Origin of the sequence: Algoriella sp. (assembly GCF_036647415.1) — a bacterium.
Classification (GTDB): domain Bacteria; phylum Bacteroidota; class Bacteroidia; order Flavobacteriales; family Weeksellaceae; genus Empedobacter.
The window spans coordinates 149,564-171,025 of record NZ_JAVXKG010000002.1; the positions used below are offsets into that span (position 1 = coordinate 149,564).

The 21,462-nt window shown below is 30.7% G+C and carries 16 protein-coding genes and 1 tRNA gene; 11 read left to right on the top strand and 6 right to left on the bottom strand.

What is annotated here, in order from left to right; all coding sequences use genetic code 11:
* The first annotated feature begins 155 nt into the window (after positions 1 to 155).
* A complete protein-coding gene (locus RSC72_RS01580; RefSeq protein ID WP_332578384.1) occupies positions 156 to 2,510 on the top strand; it encodes a hypothetical protein in 2,355 nt (784 codons plus the stop codon).
* Between the two features lie 102 nt (positions 2,511 to 2,612).
* A complete protein-coding gene (locus RSC72_RS01585) occupies positions 2,613 to 4,970 on the top strand; it encodes a hypothetical protein (RefSeq protein ID WP_332545480.1) in 2,358 nt (785 codons plus the stop codon).
* 38 nt (positions 4,971 to 5,008) lie between these two features.
* On the opposite strand, the gene RSC72_RS01590 is transcribed toward RSC72_RS01585, so the two are convergent.
* From RSC72_RS01590 to RSC72_RS01615, 6 genes are all read right to left on the bottom strand, one after another.
* The gene (locus RSC72_RS01590) at positions 5,009 to 8,431 is read right to left on the bottom strand and encodes a hypothetical protein (protein WP_332545481.1); all 3,423 of its coding nucleotides are present in this window, start codon (positions 8,429 to 8,431) and stop codon (positions 5,009 to 5,011) included.
* 61 nt (positions 8,432 to 8,492) lie between these two features.
* Positions 8,493 to 9,542, bottom strand: a complete 1,050-nt coding sequence (locus tag RSC72_RS01595) for a glycosyltransferase family 9 protein (RefSeq protein WP_332545482.1) — start codon at positions 9,540 to 9,542, stop codon at positions 8,493 to 8,495.
* 123 nt (positions 9,543 to 9,665) lie between these two features.
* Positions 9,666 to 10,370, bottom strand: a complete 705-nt coding sequence (locus RSC72_RS01600) for an SDR family oxidoreductase (protein ID WP_332545483.1) — start codon at positions 10,368 to 10,370, stop codon at positions 9,666 to 9,668.
* Positions 10,371 to 10,388: 18 nt separating this feature from the next.
* On the bottom strand, positions 10,389 to 11,150 hold the full coding sequence (locus RSC72_RS01605) for a hypothetical protein (protein ID WP_332565925.1): 762 nt from the start codon (positions 11,148 to 11,150) through the stop codon (positions 10,389 to 10,391).
* A gap of 15 nt (positions 11,151 to 11,165) precedes the next feature.
* A complete protein-coding gene (locus tag RSC72_RS01610) occupies positions 11,166 to 11,942 on the bottom strand; it encodes an SH3 domain-containing protein (RefSeq protein WP_332545485.1) in 777 nt (258 codons plus the stop codon).
* 64 nt (positions 11,943 to 12,006) lie between these two features.
* Entirely contained in the window at positions 12,007 to 12,783 is a 777-nt protein-coding gene (locus tag RSC72_RS01615) for an enoyl-CoA hydratase/isomerase family protein (RefSeq protein ID WP_332545486.1), read from the bottom strand.
* Positions 12,784 to 13,037: 254 nt separating this feature from the next.
* On the opposite strand from RSC72_RS01615, the gene RSC72_RS01620 reads away from it, so the two are divergent.
* The 9 genes from RSC72_RS01620 (at position 13,038) to RSC72_RS01660 (ending at position 21,359) form a co-directional block, all read left to right on the top strand.
* The gene (locus RSC72_RS01620; RefSeq protein WP_332545487.1) at positions 13,038 to 14,432 is read left to right on the top strand and encodes an anthranilate synthase component I family protein; all 1,395 of its coding nucleotides are present in this window, start codon (positions 13,038 to 13,040) and stop codon (positions 14,430 to 14,432) included.
* Positions 14,433 to 14,435: 3 nt separating this feature from the next.
* Positions 14,436 to 14,999: an anthranilate synthase component II gene (locus RSC72_RS01625; protein WP_332545489.1), complete on the top strand. Its 564-nt coding sequence runs from the start codon at positions 14,436 to 14,438 to the stop codon at positions 14,997 to 14,999.
* A gap of 4 nt (positions 15,000 to 15,003) precedes the next feature.
* The gene (gene trpD / locus RSC72_RS01630; protein WP_332545490.1) at positions 15,004 to 15,990 is read left to right on the top strand and encodes an anthranilate phosphoribosyltransferase; all 987 of its coding nucleotides are present in this window, start codon (positions 15,004 to 15,006) and stop codon (positions 15,988 to 15,990) included.
* Positions 15,987 to 16,772 carry an indole-3-glycerol phosphate synthase TrpC gene (gene trpC, locus RSC72_RS01635; protein ID WP_332545491.1) on the top strand — a complete coding sequence of 262 codons (786 nt, stop codon included), beginning with the start codon at positions 15,987 to 15,989 and terminating at the stop codon, positions 16,770 to 16,772. The genes trpD and trpC overlap by 4 nt, the downstream gene beginning before the upstream one ends.
* Positions 16,769 to 17,440, top strand: coding sequence for a phosphoribosylanthranilate isomerase (locus RSC72_RS01640; RefSeq protein ID WP_332545492.1), 672 nt, complete (start codon positions 16,769 to 16,771; stop codon positions 17,438 to 17,440). The genes trpC and RSC72_RS01640 overlap by 4 nt, the downstream gene beginning before the upstream one ends.
* A gap of 12 nt (positions 17,441 to 17,452) precedes the next feature.
* A complete protein-coding gene (trpB, locus tag RSC72_RS01645) occupies positions 17,453 to 18,637 on the top strand; it encodes a tryptophan synthase subunit beta (protein ID WP_332545493.1) in 1,185 nt (394 codons plus the stop codon).
* A gap of 60 nt (positions 18,638 to 18,697) precedes the next feature.
* A tRNA-Pro gene (locus tag RSC72_RS01650) sits at positions 18,698 to 18,772 on the top strand.
* Positions 18,773 to 18,825: 53 nt separating this feature from the next.
* On the top strand, positions 18,826 to 19,737 hold the full coding sequence (locus RSC72_RS01655; protein WP_332578385.1) for a hypothetical protein: 912 nt from the start codon (positions 18,826 to 18,828) through the stop codon (positions 19,735 to 19,737).
* A 182-nt stretch (positions 19,738 to 19,919) separates the two neighbouring features.
* Complete coding sequence (locus RSC72_RS01660; protein WP_332578386.1) at positions 19,920 to 21,359, top strand: amino acid permease; 1,440 nt, start codon at positions 19,920 to 19,922, stop codon at positions 21,357 to 21,359.
* Positions 21,360 to 21,462: the final 103 nt, after the last annotated feature.

Genomic DNA, 21,462 nt, shown 5'->3' on the forward strand with positions numbered 1-21,462 from the left:
TTATTATTCATTTATTATTTTGCTTGAAAATTTATTTTACTTGGTAAAAAACTTGAAAATTTTAATAAAAGTTTAGAAGAGTGTTTATTTAATTAATGATAAATTTACAATATTAGTTCTCATTCTGATTTAGAACTATTGTTATACTTAATTTCATGAAATATATTTATTTACTCGCATTATACTTTTGCTCGATTACAACTTTTGCTCAATCAAAATTAGAAACGGCTATAAAAAGTCTTGATACAAATTACGCACAAGAAAAAGTCTATTTATTATTTGATAAAGAAAATTACATTGCTGGCGACAATATTTGGTTTAAAGCTTATACATTAAATGGTTACAAACCGAGTTTAATTTCTACGAATCTTATTGTCGAGTTATACGATAAAGACAAGAAATTAATTGATAGAAAATTGGTTCCGATTGTGAATGGAGAAAGTGACGGAACACTAAATACCAAAAATGAAAACGAGGAGGGAGTTTACTTTGTAAGAGCTTACACAACGTATATGACTTTTTTCTCGGAAGAATTTCAACATATCAATCAAGTTAAAATTTACAACCCAAATTCTAAGTTAAAACTTGTTCCGAATTCTAATTTAAAATGGACTGCAAAAGCTTTTGCTGAAGGTGGAAATTTTATTCAAAATCAAACGACTAAATTTGCTATAAGATTAAAATCGGACGGAGATTTACCAAAAAAATGGAATGGTTTTGTGTTCGAAAAAAATAATCCGACCAATAAAATTGCAACATTTGATAATTTAGATGAAAACGTTGCCTCTTTTTCTTTAAGAGCAGAAGAAGGAAAATCGTATCAAGTTCAACTGAATGATGAGAAAGGAAATCAACAAATTATTGATTTACCTGAAGCAAAAAAAGACGGAGTTCTACTGAAAGTTGCTCGAAATAGCAAAGATATTGTGATACAACTGAAAAGTATCAATCAAGAAAATCCTTTGTTGAATCATAAACTTATTGGAACAATAAACAATGAACTTGTGATGAGTTCTCAAATTGTAAAAAGTGTAGAAACTATTTCTATTAATGTCCCGAAAGAAATTTTGGATAACGATAAAGGTATTTTGAATATTACTATTTTCGACGAAAAAGAGAGTCAAGTTGCTAATCGTTTGATTTTTATTAATCCAAAAGAATTGTATAAAAATCCTGAAATTACTTTCGAAACAACAAAAAATCCACGCGAATTAAATACAATTAAAGTAAAATATCCCGAAGAAATAAATTTAACTTCTGTAATTAAAGATCAAAAAAATCTTGATGAAGATAATTTAATTTCCGCTATGTTGTTAACACGAGATTTTAGTTCTAAAATTGGTCATCCTACTCAATATTTTAAGAATAACGAATATTCAGAAAATCTTGATGCACTTCTGATTTCAGAAAAATGGAAAAGATTTAATTGGGAAGATTTAGTCGTAGGAAATATTGTAAAACCAACAATTGATAACGATCGTAGATACCTTTCGTACAAGGTAAAAGTATATAATAACGGACGAGAATTGAGTAATTCTTCTTTGAGTATTATTTATAAAATGCAGAATAACGAAAAAGATTTTGCAACGTTGAAAACAGATTATGAAGGAAATTTCGAAATGAATAATTTGTTTTATTATGGACCAATGGCAATGAATTATTTCTTGAATTCGGAAAATGGAAAATCTACCAACAACGGAACTTTAACGTTGTCTGTTGTACCAAATTATAAAAGTACAAGTTATAAAGCTAAATTGCCTACAACAGCTTACTTGCTAGAAGAAACAACAAATAAAGAGGAAGTTGAAAAACAGAAAGCGTATAAAAACAACATCAAAATCATTAATGATAAAAGTATTCGCCTAAAAGAAGTTGTTGTAAAAGCGGACAAAAAATCGAAAACAGAGAAATTGAATGATGAATTGAGCGGTGGAATGTTCAAAAGTATGAATGAAACTGTGATAGATTTTGTGAATGAATCTCAACCAATAGAAGGTTACACAAATATTATGGACTTTCTGGCTGGACGAGTTGCTGGACTTACTGTTTCTAACGGAGTTCCGAAAATCAGAAACTCTGAAGTTACAATTTATTGGAATGAGATGAAAATGACTTCGGATAATTTAACCAGTATTAATCCTAGAGATATTGCGATGATAAAGATTTTCAAAGGCTCTGGTTTACTTGGAAATGCAATTGCAATTTATTCGAAAAGAGGAAGTGATGCACCAGTTGATAATACACCAATGTTACCAAATAATTTGATTCAAATTGGTGGATATAATCAATCTTTACCTTATTTTAGTAATGACGACTACGAATCGCTTTACAACGATGTTCCAAATGACATCAGAAACACTTTGTTTTGGAACTCGAACTTGTATTCTACTCCAGAAGAAAACACAGAAATAGAGTATTTCAACAACGATAATCCAGGAAATTACAAACTAACCATAATTGGTTTTGACAAAAAAGGAAATCCTGTTTATTATGAAGGAAAGATAGAATAAACGTAAAACCTCGAGAGATTCTCGAGGTTTTTTTTATAATAATTTACTATTTTAAAGTATTGATTATTTTGTTATCTTAACAAAATCAAATAATTAATCTCAATGAAATACTATTTTCTAATCATCATTGCTATATTTTCTTTATTCGTAAATGCACAAAGTAAGCTTGATTTAGCCATAAAAAATCTTGAAGAAAATTATGCACAAGAAAAAATTTATATCTTATTTAATAAAGAAGATTACATCGCAGGAGAAAATATTTGGTTCAAAGCTTTTGTATTTGATGGATACAAACAGAGTAATATTTCTACCAACCTTTTTGTTGAATTATATGATAAAAATAAAACTTTACTTGATAAAAAATTACTTCCTATTTTAAAAGGTCAAAGCGATGGAAGTTTTTTTTTAAAAGAAAACTTACAAGAAGATGTATACTATATACGTGCTTATACCACTTATATGACAAATTTTCCCGAAGAATTTCAATATATAAAACCAATTTTAATTTATAATCCAACTTCTAAGTTAAAACTAGTTAAAAACAATAATTTAAAATGGAATGCATCTATTTATTCCGAAGGTAATTCTTTCATCGAAAATCAAACAACTAAATTTGCTGTTAGATTAAATTCTATTGGTGATTTACCAAAAAAGTGGAATGGTTATGTTTTCGAAAAAAATAATCCCACTATTAAAGTTGTAGAATTCAATAATCTTGATGAAAATGTAGCTTCGTTTCACCTGAGACCTGAACCAAATAAAACATATCTAGTACAAGTAAATGACGAAAACGGACAACAAGAAATAATTAATCTTAAAGCTCCTAATAAATCAGGTGTAATTCTTAAAGTTATAAACACAAATGATAGTATTGGTTATCAACTAAAAAGTATTGAGATACCGCAACAATTAATAGACTACAAGGTAATAACGACAATTAATAATATTGTTGTACATACTGCAAAAATCACAAAAAAAATTCAAACAATATCTCAAAAAATACCTCAAAGTAGTTTTAGTAATGAAAGTGGAATTTTACAACTTAACGTTTTTGACGAAAATGATAATATTGTTACTCAGCGTTTGGTCTTTATCAACCATTCTAAAACATTCTCTAAACCAGTTTTAGACTTTGATATAAATAACGAAGCAAGAACAATAAATACTATTACATTAAAATCTGAATCTCCCGAAGAGCTAGCTGTAGTCATTAATCATCATACAAATCCAAACAATAATTTACTTCCCGCACTTTGGTTAACCAAAGATTTTACACGTAGTATTTCCAATCCTATTCAATACTTTCAAAAAGAAAATAATCCTGAAGCTTTAGATGCATTATTAATATCAGAAAATTGGGAAAGATTTAATTGGAAAGATATCATGAATAACCCTAGAAAAAGATCAAATATTGTATCTAATACATATTTGTCATACAAAGGGAAAGTATATATAAATGGGCAAGATCTAAAAAATTCTGATTTAAATCTTTTCATAGAATATCCTGAAACAGAAAAATTTTTAATTCCGACTTCAACAGATTCTAATGGTAATTTCGAATTAAAAAATCTGATTTCAGATGATACCTTTAATATTTATTATTATTTAAATAAACAACCTCAAAAAACAAAAAAACAAGAAGATAAAGTAGTTCTATCTATTCTACCTTTATTTAACAACACAAAATATAATTCTAATTTACCTTCAACTAATTTTATTTTATCAGAAACAGAAACAAATAATAAACTAAATGAGGTAAAAGAACAAATCAAAATCAATAAAATTGTAAATGACAAAAGCATTCGTTTAAAAGAAGCAATTATTATAGCTAAAACAGCCTCTAAAACAGAAAAATTAAATAATGAATTAAGTAGCAGAATGTTTAAAAGCATTAATGAAACAGTAATTGATTTTGTTAATGATAATAAAAATGCTAATGCTTACAGTAATATTTTTGATTTTTTAGCTGGAAAAATTGCAGGATTAACAACAACCTTAAAGCAAGGAGTTGTAACTCCAATGATTCGAAATGGAAATGTCACAGTCTATTTAAATGAAATGAGACTTTCTAACGAAACACTAAGCAGTATTAATATAAATGATATTGCGTTAGTTAAAATTTATAAAGGAAGTGGATTACTTGGAAATGCAATTGCAATCTACTCAAAAAGAGGAAGTATTGGAAATAATGACGTTAATAAATCTCTTAATATTTTATCATTAAAAGGTTATGACAAATCTCTACCTTTTCTAAGTATTGATGAATATGAATCTCTTTATAAAGATATTCCACGTGACATTAGAGAAACGCTTTATTGGAATACCTATCTAAAAACAGATGAAAATAACCAAGCCATCATCGAATATTTCAACAACGATAATCCAGGAAATTACAAACTAACCATAATTGGTTTCGACAAAAAAGGAAATCCTGTTTATTATGAAGGGAAGATAGAATAAACGTAAAACCTCGAGAAATTCTCGAGGTTTTTTTATGTTTAAAACCTCGCCTGCAATTGTACGCTTCCTGTATGTATTGGTTTATTTTCTTCCGTTTTTCGTCCATCGTACGAAATATTAAGTTGTAGAAAACTTGTAATTTGACGTTGCAATTGCAATTGCCAAACAAAATTATTTCCAGCACGTAAACCTTCCATCATTTGATTTCCGACCACAGATTCTTGATTCCCAATAAATTTATTGTTGATAAAACTAAAACTTCCCAATAAACTCATTTTAGCCGAATTATTCCACTGAATTTCTGTTCCCAAATCCGATTGATTTAAGCGTTCTTCGCCCGATGTATTTTTCTTATTTTGATAATTATAAAACACCGAGGCAATAATAGATTTCTCTGTTTGATAGGTTATTTTAGGCGAAAATCGTGTATTATTTAATTTATAACGTCGACTTGCAAAAAGCTCCGAATCACTTTTGATAACCATATATTCTGTATCAAAACTCGCAATCAAATCTTGTATAATTTTGTATCGTGTTTGCAACAAATAACTGTCAGAATTTCGGTTTTCAGAACCTGTATACACATACGTTTGCGATTCTTGTTGATTGTAAATAAAATTTGTCGACCACTTATATTGCGTTCCTTGATTAAAGAAAATTGATGAACGAATGTTTCTCGTTTTTCCTAAAATTTGAGCCGAATTAGTAAACGGATTCCACTCTAAAGTAGAATTTTCTTTGCGCAACGAATTGGTTGCAGAAATAACTTGTAAAAACATCCAACGATTCCAAAATTCATTCTCCAAATTAAAAACTTGTTTTGGACGAAAACGCAACGTAAAATTGAACAAGTTTTTGTTCGTTTTTAAATATTCTATTGTGTTCGTGTACACGCGTATATAATTGGCTTGATCGATAAATTCTGCAACCTCAAACTCATCAATTTGCTCTATTCCATCGCCATTATAATCAGTCCATTTATAAATTCCCATTCCATCCGAAACCTTTATATACTGAAATTCTCGCTGTGGTTCCACACCGCTTCCTACCTCATAATCTACATTTAATTGTAAACCTTGATTAAAAAACGATTTGTACCATTTCACATTTCCAGTTATAAAATCTTCGTCTGGAGAATCTAAAAATTGATAATTTACTTTACGGTAATGGAAGTTTAAACTCAATTGATGATTAGCTTTTTGAATAAGTGTTGAATTGAAAATTAATCCTTTACTTTTCTGTATATTTTGCCAAGAATTTAATCGAATCGAATCATCTTGACGCTGATAAACCGTAACATCTATTTTATGTCCCAAAGAATCTGCAAATCCAGCTTTTGCCTGAATTTCATTCCATTTAAAACTCAAATCAGCTTTTTCATTTAGAATAACATCTTCAATTTCATTATTTTCTCCCCAAACACGTGCACCAACCCAAAATTTATCGCCAATTTTACGTTTTCCATCAACCATATAGCGCGAAAAATTAGTGTTTTGCAAAGTTGCTTTGGTAGATAAAATATTGGCTTGCGCAACTATTTCATCTTTTTTTGTAATAAATTTTGATTCAATTTGATTTCTAACACCTTTGTACAAACCAGTATTTTCTAAATAATCAAGTTTATATTGTGTCAAAAATTTATCTTTCCAATTAGAAGAAACCTTTGTTGTAATAAAATTTTGATCAACTCCGCTCAACTCATTTTCGAGGTTAAAATCTCGCGCAAATTCTACAGAACGTAATCTTTCAGCACTTTTATAATTTTTGTTGATATAATTCCATTCTACAAAAGGAGTAATTTTCCACTCTTTTACTTGAAACGATTTTTCACCATAAATGCGTGTTGCTAAACCAGAATTGTTATTATCATCAATAGAAGAAAATAAATTTTGATCGTAATTACTCAAACCTAAATTAAAACCAACATTTCCATTATTTTTTAATTGATATTGACCATTTAACGTGTAAATCTGCATTTTTTTCGGCGCAACCAATTGTTTAATCGGTTCATAATCTCCTTGTAAAATTCCTGCAATTGGTTCTATGTATTGAAAAACCTTTCCGTTCTGATTTGCATTTATTTGTCGGTAACTTCCTTGATTTGAACCAAGATAAGTAAATGCAACTTGATACAATTCATCATTTGGATCTGTAGAATATTCAAAAATATCCAATCCATTTAGATTATTTCTTCTGTATAAAATTCGGTTGCTATCGTATGTTGTTAATTCCGCAGAAACGGCATACATTTTACTTGGATCATTTCCTGCATTTGCTAAAATTTGCTTTTCATTATCAGTCAAATCATTTCCTAAAGAATTATTTTTTGAATCGCCTTGAGAAAAGAAATAACCTGATAAATTCAATTTTTCTGATTGATATTCTGCGCCTCCGTAAAGCAATGTTTGCGAATAATTGCGAGAATTGTACAAATATTCGACATTAATTCGCGTATTTGCAGTAATCAATCTGTTTGTAGTAAAGGAAATTTCACCCGTGTTGTAATTTATTACATAATCATTTTGCTCGCCTCGTGACAATAAAACGCCATCAATATATACTTTTTCGCTTCCAGAAATAATAATCACATATAGTTCATTGTTTCTTCCAGAAAGTCGGTAAGGACCCTGATTTCCATCTTGTCCAATAAAATTAACGCGCATAAATTCGCCACGCGTAATACTTCCTGTTGCAAAAATATTCGTCGTCGATTTTTCATTTTTTAACTGTGTAGAAAGTTGTAAACCTGTAACTTTTTGATTGAATGGATTAAAATAATTTTGTTCTTGTGACGTATTAATATCAATATGACCAGCTCTAATTTTAGATTTTTTTGTAGCCAATTCGATGTAAACTTTGTCAAATTCTTGCAGATTTTGTGTATAACCATCCGATTCTATTGGCACATTATTATCGGCGATTGCTGCGTTCACGGTAATATCATCCGATAATTTACCCGACAATTCCAAATCTAAAGATGATTGTACCGAAGCACTTTGATTATTTCCGAAACGAATTCCACGAACCATAGAACCTTTACTGTTCAAACCATCAAAAACATCTTTGTTTGACTGTTTTGAATTTGGTTCTATTTGATGAAAAATATCAACAGGTTTTGAATCCTCAACAATGATATTAGGATTTTTTGCAAAATAAATAGATTCCGCCAAACGTGGATTAACAAAGTAATTAATCTTCACCATTTGTTTCGCTAATGATGAATTGAAATAAACTTCGTTTCGCTCGTAATTGATTGTATAAAATTCTTTCGGAATAGGATTTCCGACCGAATCAAAAATCTGAAATTTATCTGGTAAAATTCCTTTATTTGAGAGTTTTACTGTGTCAGAAATTAACGCAGAATCTTTCCTGAAGTTTGGATTTTTCCATTCAAAATTCTGTGCGTGCAGAAATATGCTCGCAAAAACAAAACTTAGAATAAATAAAACTCGAAACTGCAAAAGATTTTTATAGAATAACGATTTTTTGTGATTAAAATTTTAAACAAAGAAAAATATGCGACTAAGAAAGTGTTTCTTCCATTTTCTGCAACACACCTTCTTGGTTGTCATCAATTGCAATTACAACTGAATTTCCTTCTCCATAAGGCTTATATCTTTCTAAGAAACCTTCTGATTTGAATAAACCAACCGTTTTTGTTGGAGCTGCGCAACTAAGATGCATCATACCAGAATCTGCTGCAATTACAATTTCACAATTGTACATAACAGACGCAATTTCGCGGACATCTTTGCTATAAAATTCGGGTAATTTATGTGCTAATGTCGAAATATTTTCAACAGGAAGAATTTCGATTAAATTATATTTTTCGCTATATTTTGGATAAAATAAATTGTAAAATTCTGTCCACCATTCTTCATTATAAAGTTTAGCGCCAGTTGCAAACGTGAAAAAAGCCAATGTTTTTTTAGAAGAATCTTTTGTTATTTCGTTCAATAATTTTTTTCCTGCTTCAATTTCTTTTTCAGATAATTGAATATTTAAAGAAGGAATTGCTTCATTATTAATTTTTCCATCAAATAATTCTAAAAATTTTCTGAACTGATAAACGGGATATTGTGCTTGATGCAACTGAATTTCTTGCGCTGTATTTGTAATAAATTCGTCACCAAAAAGTTTATATTTTGATTTTGCAAATGATGTAGAAAGTCGTCCAGAAGAAGATTGTTTATCTACATTAATCACCAAATCGTATTTTTTACTTTTAATTTTGAACCAAACTTTGATATAATCAACTAATTCTTTGAATGGTTTTTTGGGCAATTCAATAATTTGATCGACTTGCGGATAATTTTCAAAAACAATTGGCGCAACTTTTCCTTTTACGAATAAATCTATTTTAACATCAGGAAAATTTTTCACGATTTCTTGAATAAGAGGAGTTATCAACAATGTGTTACCCAAACGTTGATTAGGACGGTTTATCAACACACGTTTTATAGAAAGTTGGTCATTCTTCTTTATATTATCTAAAGAACCTTTTCCGATTCCACCTGTTAAACCGCGCATTATTTTACGACGGTAAGCATTTACTTTTATTTTAAAACTCATCTTTTCTTCTTAAAAATAGTGTTCAGAAATAGTGTTATTTTCCGTCTACTAATTTATGTAAACTAACAAGGAAAATAAAATATTTTTTTTAATGAAAAAAGACCTCTTCTGGAGGTCTCAAAATTATTTTGTTTTCGTAGGACGAACTTCTATTTTACTTGGCAAAACATTCGGATTCATTTTTAATAAATCAACCACCATTTGCCCTAAATCTTCTGGCTGAATTTTCCAAGAATCTTCTTCATTTGGTACATGTTCATTAAAATTAGAGGTTACAGAACCTGGCATTATCGTCGTACATTTGATATCGTAATTTCTCAAATCTAACATTGCAGCCTGCGTAAAACCTACAACTCCAAATTTTGAAGCATTATACCCAGCGCCGTTTGCAAAGAAATTTGTTCCAGCTAAAGATGCTATCGAAATATAATATCCTTTTGATACTTTTAACGCTTCCACAGTCGCTTTCATCGTATGAAAAACTCCAGTCAAATTAGTATCAATCATTGCATTCCAATCTTCCAAAGACAATTCATCAATCGGTGCAAATTTTCCTAAACCCGCATTCGCAATTACAATATCCAAACGCCCGAAAGTAGAAATAATCTGCTCTACAGCATTTTGTTCATCCTCAAAAAAGCGAACATCAGATTGTATTGCCAATACATTATCTTTTCCTAAATAATGACGCACATTTTCTACATCGTCAATATTTCGTCCAGAAATTGCAACTTTAACACCATTTTCGACCAAAGATTTCGCAATTCCTAATCCAATACCTTTTGTTCCACCCGTTATATAAGCTACTTTATTTTCTATATTTTGCATAATTATTTCTTTTAATTTTTATTCTTGTTGTAACCAATTCCATTTATTATTCTTCCAAAAAATAAATCCACCTCCACAAGCTTCTGCTTCGTGAATGTAAATTGCATCGTAATTTAATTTGACGATTTCATTTTTCGGAACACTTTTAAATTCTCTAAAATCATCTTCATAATTAGACCACAAAGGAATTCCTTTTCCTACTTTATGCAAAATTGCCATTCCGTAATCTTCCATACCAAACGGATCTTTCGCTCCGCCTAAACCATAAATTTTGCTTCCATTTTGTTGATGATTAATAATCATTAAACGAATTTTTCCTTTTGGATCTATCATTCGAAACAAATCATCTTCTAATCCATCACCAAAAAAGTCGCCTTTTATCGCAAAAACATCATAAGAAGTCGCCAAATAGTAATCTTTTAGAGCGGGATGTCTCGCAATTATTTTTTCACTTTGATTAATAAATTCATTTTTCGGTGTCAAAAAACCATTGAAAGCATACATTTTATCGGTATCTAGATTTTCATCGTACTGAATTTGAGAATTATTTCCTTCAATTTTAACCCAATTTCCGTTAACCGTTTTTCCATTATCTGTAATTGAAAAAGGTTGTAATTGTTTTTCAACTTTTACAGCAGAGCCATAAGAAATTTTCCCGAAACGCGCTCCATTTGGATTATCACGCACAATCAAACCACTTGGAGCAGTGACGTAAAAAGTTTCTTGCGAAAAAATACAAGAAGAAACTCCTATAAAGAATAAAAGAAAATAATTTTTCATGAATTTAGTTGTTGGTTATTTTTGGTTCAGCCAGTTCCATTTACCATCTTTTCGGTAAATAAACCCGCCTTCTTTCGCATTTTCTTGATGCACATAAATTGCATCGTAATCTAAAGTTACGATTTCATTTTTAGAAATTCCATTCAAATTACGTTTTACACCATTTATATTATTCGAAAAAAGAGGTGTTCCTTTTGGGACAACAGTTAAAGTTCCGAAATCATAATTTGTAATTTTGAACGGATCTTTTGCACCTCCCAAACCATAAATTTGACTTCCTTTTTTCAGATTATTCACAATAAACAAACGTACATTTCCCGTTGTATCAATCATTCTATATAAATAATCAACAATTCCATCTCCAAAAAAATCTCCTTTTATTGCAAAACATTTATAGGCTGTTGCCAAATAAAATTCGCTAAAAGCTGGATGCGTTGCTATTTCTTTTTCGAATTGACTAATAAAATTTTGTTGCGTGATTAGATAGCCACTAAATGTGTACAAATCCCCTTTTCGAGCTGATTCGCCAACACCTTCGTCTAAGATTAATTTTGATTCGCTGGCATCAATTTTTACCCAATTTCCACTTTTAGATTTTCCATTATCAATCAAAGAAAAAGCTTCACCTTTCTCTGTAATTTTAACAGGATATCCGTACGGAATTTTTCCTATTTTTTTCCCATTTGCACTTGAACGGATAGTCAATCCTTCTTGCGCAATAACTTGATAAATTTCTTGCGAAAATACAACTGAACTCATCATTAAAATGAATCCAAAAATTATTTTTTTCATGATGTAAAATTAAAAAAGCTTCAAGAAATCCTGAAGCTTTTTGCTGTTTATTTTAAGTTATAAATTATTTAAAATTTGGTTTTCTTTTTTCAACAAAAGCAACAGTTCCTTCTTTAAAATCTGATTCATCAAATAAGCTTCCAAAACTTTCAATTTCTGTTTCAAAACCGTTTGCTTTGTCCGACGCATTAATTGCTTTTATAGCATGTTTAATTGCTATAGACGAATTTTTCAAAATTTTAGAAGCAATTTCTTTTGCACGATTTATTAATTCTGATTGTTCTACAACTTCATTTACTAAGCCAATTTCATAAGCGCGTTCTGCTGAAAACATATCTGCTGTCATAATTGCTTGCATTGCACGACCTTTTCCGATTAATTTTGGTAAACGTTGCGTTCCTCCATAACCAGGAATTAAGCCTAAGGTAACTTCTGGCAAACCTAATTTTGCGTTTGTAGAAGCGATACGAAAATGAGCTGCCATTGCCAATTCTAATCCTCCACCCAATGCAAATCCGTTAACAGCTGCAATAATTGGTTTTGGAAAATTTTCTATTTTATCAAAAACATTTTCTTGTCCATTAGCCGCTAATTCTTGTCCTTGCGCTCCATTAAAATCAGAAAATTCTTTGATATCTGCACCTGCAACAAAAGATTTATCTCCAGATCCTGTTAAAATAATTACTCTAATTTCCGAATCTGCATTTGCGTCAGTTAAGAAATTAGAAATATCATCTAACAAATTTTTATTTAATGCATTTAGCGCCTGTGGACGATTTAAAGTAACTAATGCAATTCTATTTTCTACCTCTATCAGTAAGTTGTCATATTTGTATTCCATTTTGTTTGCGTTTTTATTATTTATATCAAAAATATTAATTGTTGAATGAACTAAAAAATTTATCAAAAAATAATTTGTTCATTTCAAAAACGTTTATACATTTGTACCAATGAAAACATTATTTACAAATAATTGGTGGTGGTTTATCGGACAACAAAACGTTGGTTCGTAAGACCTCTATACACTTATATGTAGAAAAGGCTTGTCGTAACTGACAAGCCTTTTTTTGTGCTCGAAACCTAAATATTTAATAAATGAATTTAACTTTTAACATACAGAAAGAGACTGTTTTAGCTGATTTAACAACACCTGTTCAGCTCTATTTAAAACTACGCGACATTTATCCGAACGCCTTATTATTAGAGAGTTCTGACTATCATTCTAAGACAGATGCAAACTCTTTTATTTGCCTTAATCCGATTGCAACATTCAAGGTTACAAAAGGAATTGTGAATGAAACTTATGCAAATGGCGAAGCAAAAGAATATGCTTTGAATGGACAAGATTTGATTGAGAAATTCAAACTTTTTACACAACAATTTGACGTAAAGAATTCGGAAAAATTGATTGTAAATGGTTTGTTTGGCTACATTGCTTGGGATGCAATTCCGTATTTCGAAACAGTAAAATTTTCGGCAGAAGGAAATGAAGCGACGATTCCAGAATTCTCTTATTCATTTTATCAAAATATTGTTGTTTTTAATCATTTTCACAACGAAATTCAGTTTATAGAATTTCAGAATGATGAAACAGATTCTAAATTTTCTGAAATAAAAAGTGTCATCAATAATAAATCAATTATTGAATATCCGTTTAATGTAGAAAGTGAAATTCAATCAAATTTAACAGATGATGAATTCAAGGATATTGTATCAAAATGTAAAGAATCTTGTTTTCGAGGAGATGTTTTTCAGATTGTTCCTTCTCGTCAATTCAAACAAAAATTTTCGGGTGACGAATTCAATGTTTATCGCATTTTACGTTCGATAAATCCTTCGCCATATTTATTTTATTTCGATTACGGAAATTATAAAATATTTGGTTCTTCGCCAGAAGCGCAAATTATCATTAATAATAATCATGCAGAAATTCATCCAATTGCAGGAACTGTTCGCAGAACTGGAAGTCCAATTTTGGACAAAGAATTAACAGAAAAATTGATTGCTGATCCAAAAGAAAACGAGGAACATGTGATGTTGGTTGATTTGGCTCGTAACGATTTGAGCCGAAATTCTACTGATGTAAAAGTCGCGCAATACAAAGAAATTCAGTATTTCTCGCATGTGATTCACATGGTTTCGAAAGTGACTGCGCAATTGGATCCTAGCGTGAATACAATGAAAGTTTTTGCAGATTCTTTTCCTGCCGGAACACTTTCTGGTGCACCAAAATTCAAAGCAATGGAATTGTTAGACGGTTACGAAAATCAAAATCGTGGCGTTTATGGTGGTGGAATTGGCTATTTAGGTTTTAACGGAGATATCAATATGGCGATTGCGATTCGTACGTTCGTCAGCAAGCAAAATACCTTATATTTTCAGGCAGGCGCGGGCGTTGTTTCCAAATCTGTCGAAGAAAATGAATTACAAGAAGTCAATCATAAATTAGGAGCGCTTCGTCGCTCTATTGAAATCGCTCAAAACCTATAAACTATGAAAATTTTAGTCATCGATAATTACGATTCGTTCACATATAATTTAGTGCATTCGCTAAAGAAATTTGCAGACGATATTACCATCGTCAGAAATGATGGAATTTCGTTGGAAGATGTGAATAATTACGATAAAATTCTTCTTTCTCCAGGTCCTGGAGTTCCAGATGAAGCCAATCTTTTGAAACCTATTATTGAGAAATATGCAGCAACAAAATCTATTTTCGGAGTTTGTTTGGGACAACAAGCAATTGGAGAAGTTTTTGGAGGAAAATTATTGAATACACAAGAAGTTTTTCATGGTGTAAAGTCAGATATTAAAGTGATAAAAGACGATATTTTATTCAAAAATTTACCAGAAGATTTAGAAGTTGGTCGTTACCATTCTTGGGTCGTTTCAAACGAGGGTTTTCCTGAAGATTTAGAAATTACAGCCGTTGGTCCAAAAGGAGAAGTGATGGCTCTACGTCATAAAACCTATGATGTTCGTGGTGTTCAATTTCATCCAGAATCAATTTTAACTCCACTTGGTGATGAAATGATTAAGAATTGGTTAGAAGCATAAAACAATGAAAAAATTATTAAATTTATTATTCGAAAATTATACCTTGAGCGAAGAAGAAGCGTATCAAATTATGGTGGAAATTTCGGAAGAAAAATATTCTGATGTCGAAATTGCTTCATTTCTTACAATTTTTAATATGCGAAATATTACATTGGACGAATTGAAAGGTTATCGCCGTGCGTTGTTAGATTTATGCGTAAAAGTTGATTTACCAAAGCAAGCAATTGATGTTGTCGGAACTGGTGGAGATGGAAAAGACACCTTCAATATTTCGACGTTGAGTTGTTTTGTATTGGCTGGTGCTGGCGAAAAAATTATCAAGCAAGGAAATTACGGAGCTTCGTCTGTTAGCGGTTCTTCGAATATGTTGGATAGTTTTGGTTACACATTTTCAACAGACCAAAATAAACTAAAACGCGAATTTGATGAAGTCGGAATTACATTTTTACATGCGCCACTTTTTCATCCAGCTTTGGCGAAAGTTGCACCGATTAGAAAAGGTTTGGCAGTAAAAACGTTCTTCAATTTGATGGGACCTTTGGTGAATCCTGTTCAACCAAATTTTCAGAATTTAGGAACATATGATGTAAAAACCGCTCGTTTATATCATTATGTGATGCAAAATTCGGGCGTGCAATATTCTATTTCGACTGCGTTGGCTGGTTACGATGAAATTTCGTTGACTTCGCCTACAAAAGTGTACAATAATTCAGGAGAATTTATTTTAGAAAGTCATGATTTTGGCTTGACGACACTTTCTCCTGATGATATAAAAGGTGGAAATTCTATCGAAGAAAATTCTAAAATATTTTTGAGTGTTTTAGATGGAACTTCAACCAAAGCGCAAAAAAATGTTGTGTTAGCAAATACAGCTTTAGCGTTAAAAACAATTTATTCAACCAAAGATTTAATCGAATGTGTAGCGATTGCGAACGAAAGTTTAGAAAGTAAAAAGGCGCTAAATGCATTCAAAAAATTGATGAACAAATGAAAACAATTTTAGACGAAATCGTTGCTCAAAAACGAGTAGAAATTTTAGAAAAACAGAAAATTCAATCAATTGAAGATTTTAAAAATTCGGAAAATTTTATTGTTCCTGTAAAATCTGCAAAAGCTTCAATTTTAGATGAATCAAAATCTGGAATGATTGCAGAATTCAAGCGTAAATCACCTTCAAAAGGTTTTATTAATAAAAATGCAAACGTAAAAGAAGTTGTTGCTGGTTACGAAAAATTTGGTGCATCTGTTGTTTCTGTTTTAACGGACGAACAATTTTTTGGTGGAAGTTTTGATGATTTAATTGATGCTAAAAATGTTTTGAACATTCCAATTCTGCGCAAAGATTTTATTGTGGACGAATATCAAGTTTACGAAACCAAAGCGATCGGAGCAGATTTGATGTTGTTGATTGCTGAATGTCTGACAAAAGATGAAGTTTACAATTTAGCAAAAACAGCAAAAGAAATTGGATTAGAAGTTTTGTTGGAATTACATTCGGAAGATCAATTGGAAAAAGTAAATGAATTTATTGATTTGATTGGAATTAACAATAGAAATTTAAAGAATTTTGAAGTTGATATTGAAAAATCGAAACAAATTTTGAAACAATTACCAAAAGATTTAATCAAAGTTGCAGAAAGTGGAATTTCTGATCCAGAAACGGTAAAAGAACTAAGACAAGCTGGATTTCAGGCATTTTTGATTGGAGAAAATTTTATGAAAGCTGAAAATACAACATTGGCTTTTGAACAATTTGTAAAAGAATCGAAATGAAACGTTTTCAAGTAAAAGTTTGTGGAAACAATAACGTAGAAAATTTCAAAGAAATTGCAGCAATCGAACCCGATTATGTTGGCTTTATTTTCTATCCAAAATCAAAACGATTTGTAGAAGATGAAACGATTTTTTCTATTTTTCCAAACGCTGAAAAAGTAGGTGTTTTTGTGAATGAATCGATTGAAAATATTCTTGAAAAAGTTGAAAAATATAAATTAGATGTTGTGCAATTACATGGTGATGAAACGCCGAATTTTTGTGAAGAATTAATCAATCAAAAACATCAAATATTATTAACAGATGAAAACTTTTTAGATTTTAAAATTTGGAAAGCTGTTGGTATAAAATCAATGGAAGATTTTCAACAATTAACCACTTATCAACAAGTTGTTGATAGTTTTGTATTCGATACAAAATCTGCTGATTATGGCGGAACTGGACGTAAATTTGATTGGCAACTGTTAACAAATTATCAGTTATCAACACCCTTTTTATTAAGTGGAGGAATACAGTTGGAAGATGCTTTTATCTTGAAAAATTTTCAACATCCGAGATGTATAGGATTTGATATCAATAGTGGTTTTGAGTCAGAGCCAGGAATTAAAAAAATTGACGAAGTAAAACAGTTCATTGATACTATTGATGGGCGAATTGAACAAAATTAAAAAATAAACAACATGAAATACGAAGTAGACGAAAGAGGTTTTTATGGTGATTTCGGAGGAGCTTTTATCCCTGAATTATTACACTATAATTGTGATGAATTATCTGTTGCTTTAGATCAATATGTGGAAACAGATGATTTCAAAAATGAATTTAATTTATTGTTAAAAGATTACGTTGGTCGTCCAAGTCCACTTTATTTTGCACCAAATCTTTCAAAAAAATACAATACAAATATTCTTCTAAAAAGAGAAGATCTTAACCATACTGGCGCTCATAAAATAAACAATGCGATTGGTCAAGCTTTGTTGGCAAAACGCATGGGTAAAACCAAAATTATTGCAGAAACTGGCGCAGGACAACATGGTGTTGCAACGGCAACTGTTTGTGCATTATTAGGTTTAGATTGTACTGTTTTTATGGGAGAAATAGACATTGAACGTCAAGCACCAAATGTTGCGCGAATGAAAATGTTAGGAGCAAAAGTAGTACCAGCAACTTCAGGAAGTAAAACGTTAAAAGACGCAACAAATGAAGCAATTCGTTATTGGATTAATAATCCTGAAACCTTTTATATCATTGGTTCTGTCGTTGGTCCACATCCTTATCCTGCAATGGTTACTAAATTTCAAGCGATTATTTCGGAAGAAATTAAATTTCAGATGAAAGAAAAATATGGTAAAGAAAATCCAGATTATGTGATTGCTTGTGTAGGTGGAGGAAGTAATGCAGCAGGCGCTTTTTATCATTTTTTAGATGATGATTCGGTGAAATTAATTGCTGTTGAAGCTGCAGGTTTAGGCGTAGAATCTGGAGAAACTGCCGCAACAACTATAAAAGGAACAGAAGGAATAATTCATGGTAGCCGAACTTTGTTAATGCAAGATAAAGATGGTCAAATTGTAGAGCCGTATTCTATTTCTGCTGGATTAGATTATCCTGGTGTTGGACCTTTGCATGCGCATTTGTTCAAAACTGGTCGTGCTCAATTCTTAAATGCAACCGATGATGAAGCCTTAGAAGCCGCTTTTTTATTGACAAAAATAGAAGGAATAATTCCTGCTTTAGAATCTTCTCATGCTTTGGCAGCCTTAGAAAAAATAAATTTTCAACCGCAAGATATTGTGGTTCTGAATCTTTCGGGAAGAGGAGATAAAGACATGGAAACGTACATGAAGGTTTCAGAAAAATATTCTTAAAAATATTTTGTAAGTTCTTAAAAATAGACGTACATTTGCACCCACGATATAAAAATCTATCGGGGTGTAGCGTAGCCCGGTCATCGCGCCTGCTTTGGGAGCAGGAGGTCGCAGGTTCGAATCCTGCCACCCCGACAGATTGAAAACCTTTGCAAAATTTGCAAAGGTTTTTTTTATACTTTTATTTTATGAATTCAATCTTAGGAAATAAAGAATCTTTTTTGTCATACAGCGTTGCATTTGCTTTTATTTTAGTGATGATTTTGAGTGCTATTCTATTCAAAGACAAAGAAATTATTTTACCAGAAATCGCTGCATTATCTGTAGGAATAATCACTTTTAGGGAAAATAAATGGATTCAACGTCCATTTCATATTTTTTTATTACCAACAATTACAGCAATTTTAGGATTTGGAATTAACTTTTTACCATTATTGATTTCTGTTAAATTAATTCTTATTTTAGTTGCGATGTTAGTTACTTTACGTGTTTTCAAAAGTCAATTAGCACCTGCATTAGCAACAGGTTTATTACCAATTGTCACAAACGCACATTCCTTTTTATTCCTTATTGCTATTATTATTTTTGTATTTTTACTTTATCTCTCAATAAAATTTTTCAGAATAAAATCAACCGAAAATTCAGTGCCAATTATTTACGTAAGTCACAATAGATGGTTAATTGGTCTTTGTATTTGTTGGTTTTTGATGTGTTATTTTTCTGGTTACATTTATTTTTCGGCAATTCCACCAGTTATCGTTATTTCATTTGAGTCATTAAATAATCCTGCATTAAAACTTCACATACGTTTAAAGCGAATTCTAATCATGTTTATGGCAAGCTTGGTTGGATGTTTGACGATAAAATATATAGACAACTTACTTATTACTGGCATAATCGATTTAATTTTTGTTGCAATCCTTCTGAAATTAATCGATTTACGTTTACCTCCAGCTTTTGCAATGGTTATTTTACCAATGATTTTGCCAGAAGAATCTCTTACTTATTTACCTTTTGCAACATTATTAATGAGTATATTTTTTATGTTAAGTATTTATTATATTCAACGTAAAATGTATCCAAAACCTATCGATTTTTAGATAAGTTTCATTTAATTCTTTTAGATTAGAAAAAATCTTTCAAATCATCAAGAATAATCATTTTATTAGACCAAATTAAACCTTGAAAAAGATTTTCTGTTTAATTAAAACAAGACAAATCGCATCAAAATTTCTTTTAAAAAATAGTTTTTACATATATTTAACAAAATAATACATCACACGTGAGTCAAAATGAAAATACTGAAAGTAAGGAATTAAAAAGAGGTCTTACAAACCGACATATTCAATTAATTGCTTTAGGAGGTGCAATAGGAACTGGATTATTCTTAGGAATAGGACCAGCAGCGGTTCTTGCAGGACCATCTGTTATTTTTGGATATGCTATTGCAGGAATTATCGCATTTTTTATTATGCGACAATTAGGAGAAATGGTGGTTAACGAACCTGTTTCAGGAAGTTTTAGTCATTTTGCTTATAAATATTGGGGTCCTTTTGCAGGATTTGCTTCGGGCTGGAATTACTGGATTCTCTACATCTTGGTAAGTATGTCCGAATTGACTGCGATTGGAATTTATGTACAATTTTGGTGGCCAGAAATTCCACTTTGGGCGTCGAGTTTATTTTTCTTTTTAGTGATTAATGCACTTAATTTAGGCTCGGTAAAAATGTTTGGTGAAGCCGAATTTTGGTTTTCTATCATCAAAGTTATTGCTATTTTAGCGATGATTGTTTTTGGTTCATATCTTTTAATCAGCGGAACAGGAGGAGAACAAGCGACAATTAGTAACTTATGGAACAATGGTGGTTTTTTCCCGAAAGGTTGGTTAAGCGAAAATAGCGGAAATGGCTATCAAGGATTATTGGCCGCAATGGCACTGATTATGTTTTCATTTGGAGGATTAGAATTAATTGGAATTACAGCTGCGGAAGCAGAAAATCCAGAAAAAAACATTCCGAAAGCAACAAATCAAGTTATTTACAGAATTTTAATATTCTATGTAGGAGCTTTAATTATTCTTTTTTCGCTTTCTCCGTGGGAAAATATCACAGATAAAAGTAGCCCTTTTGTAATGGTTTTTGAGAATTTAAATACAATTGATGTCAATCTTTTTGGCAAAACAATTCCGTTTTCTAAAATCATCGCGAATGTTCTTAATATTATAGTTTTAACAGCTGCTTTGTCAGTTTATAACAGCTCTGTTTACAGTAACAGTAGAATGCTTTATGGCTTAGCAGAACAAGGAAATGCGCCTAAATTCTTAAAAAAACTAAGCAAAAACTACGTACCAATTATGGCAATTTTGGTTTCATCATTTTTTGCAGCTATTTGTATTTTAATTAATAAAATAATTCCAGAAAGTGCATTTCATGTCTTAATGTCTTTGGTTGTATCATCATTAGTCATCAATTGGATTATGATTTCTATAACTCATCTTAAATATCGTCAACAAAAGGATATAGAGAAAACGAAAACATTATTTCCATCTTTTTTATACCCAATAAGCAATTACATTTGTCTTGTATTTTTATTAGGAGTATTGGTAATTATGTGGTTTACTGGATTGAAAATTTCGGTAGAATTAATTCCAATTTGGATGATTTTTCTTTACATTTCTTATCTAATCGTAAAGGCGAATAAAAAGAATAATTTAAAAAAATAACGTGTATAAAAAATCCTCCAATACGGAGGATTTTTTTATGTCTATAATTGTCTCGTCCTGAAATAATGATACAGAAAAAAGCATCATTATGAAAGAAGAGAGA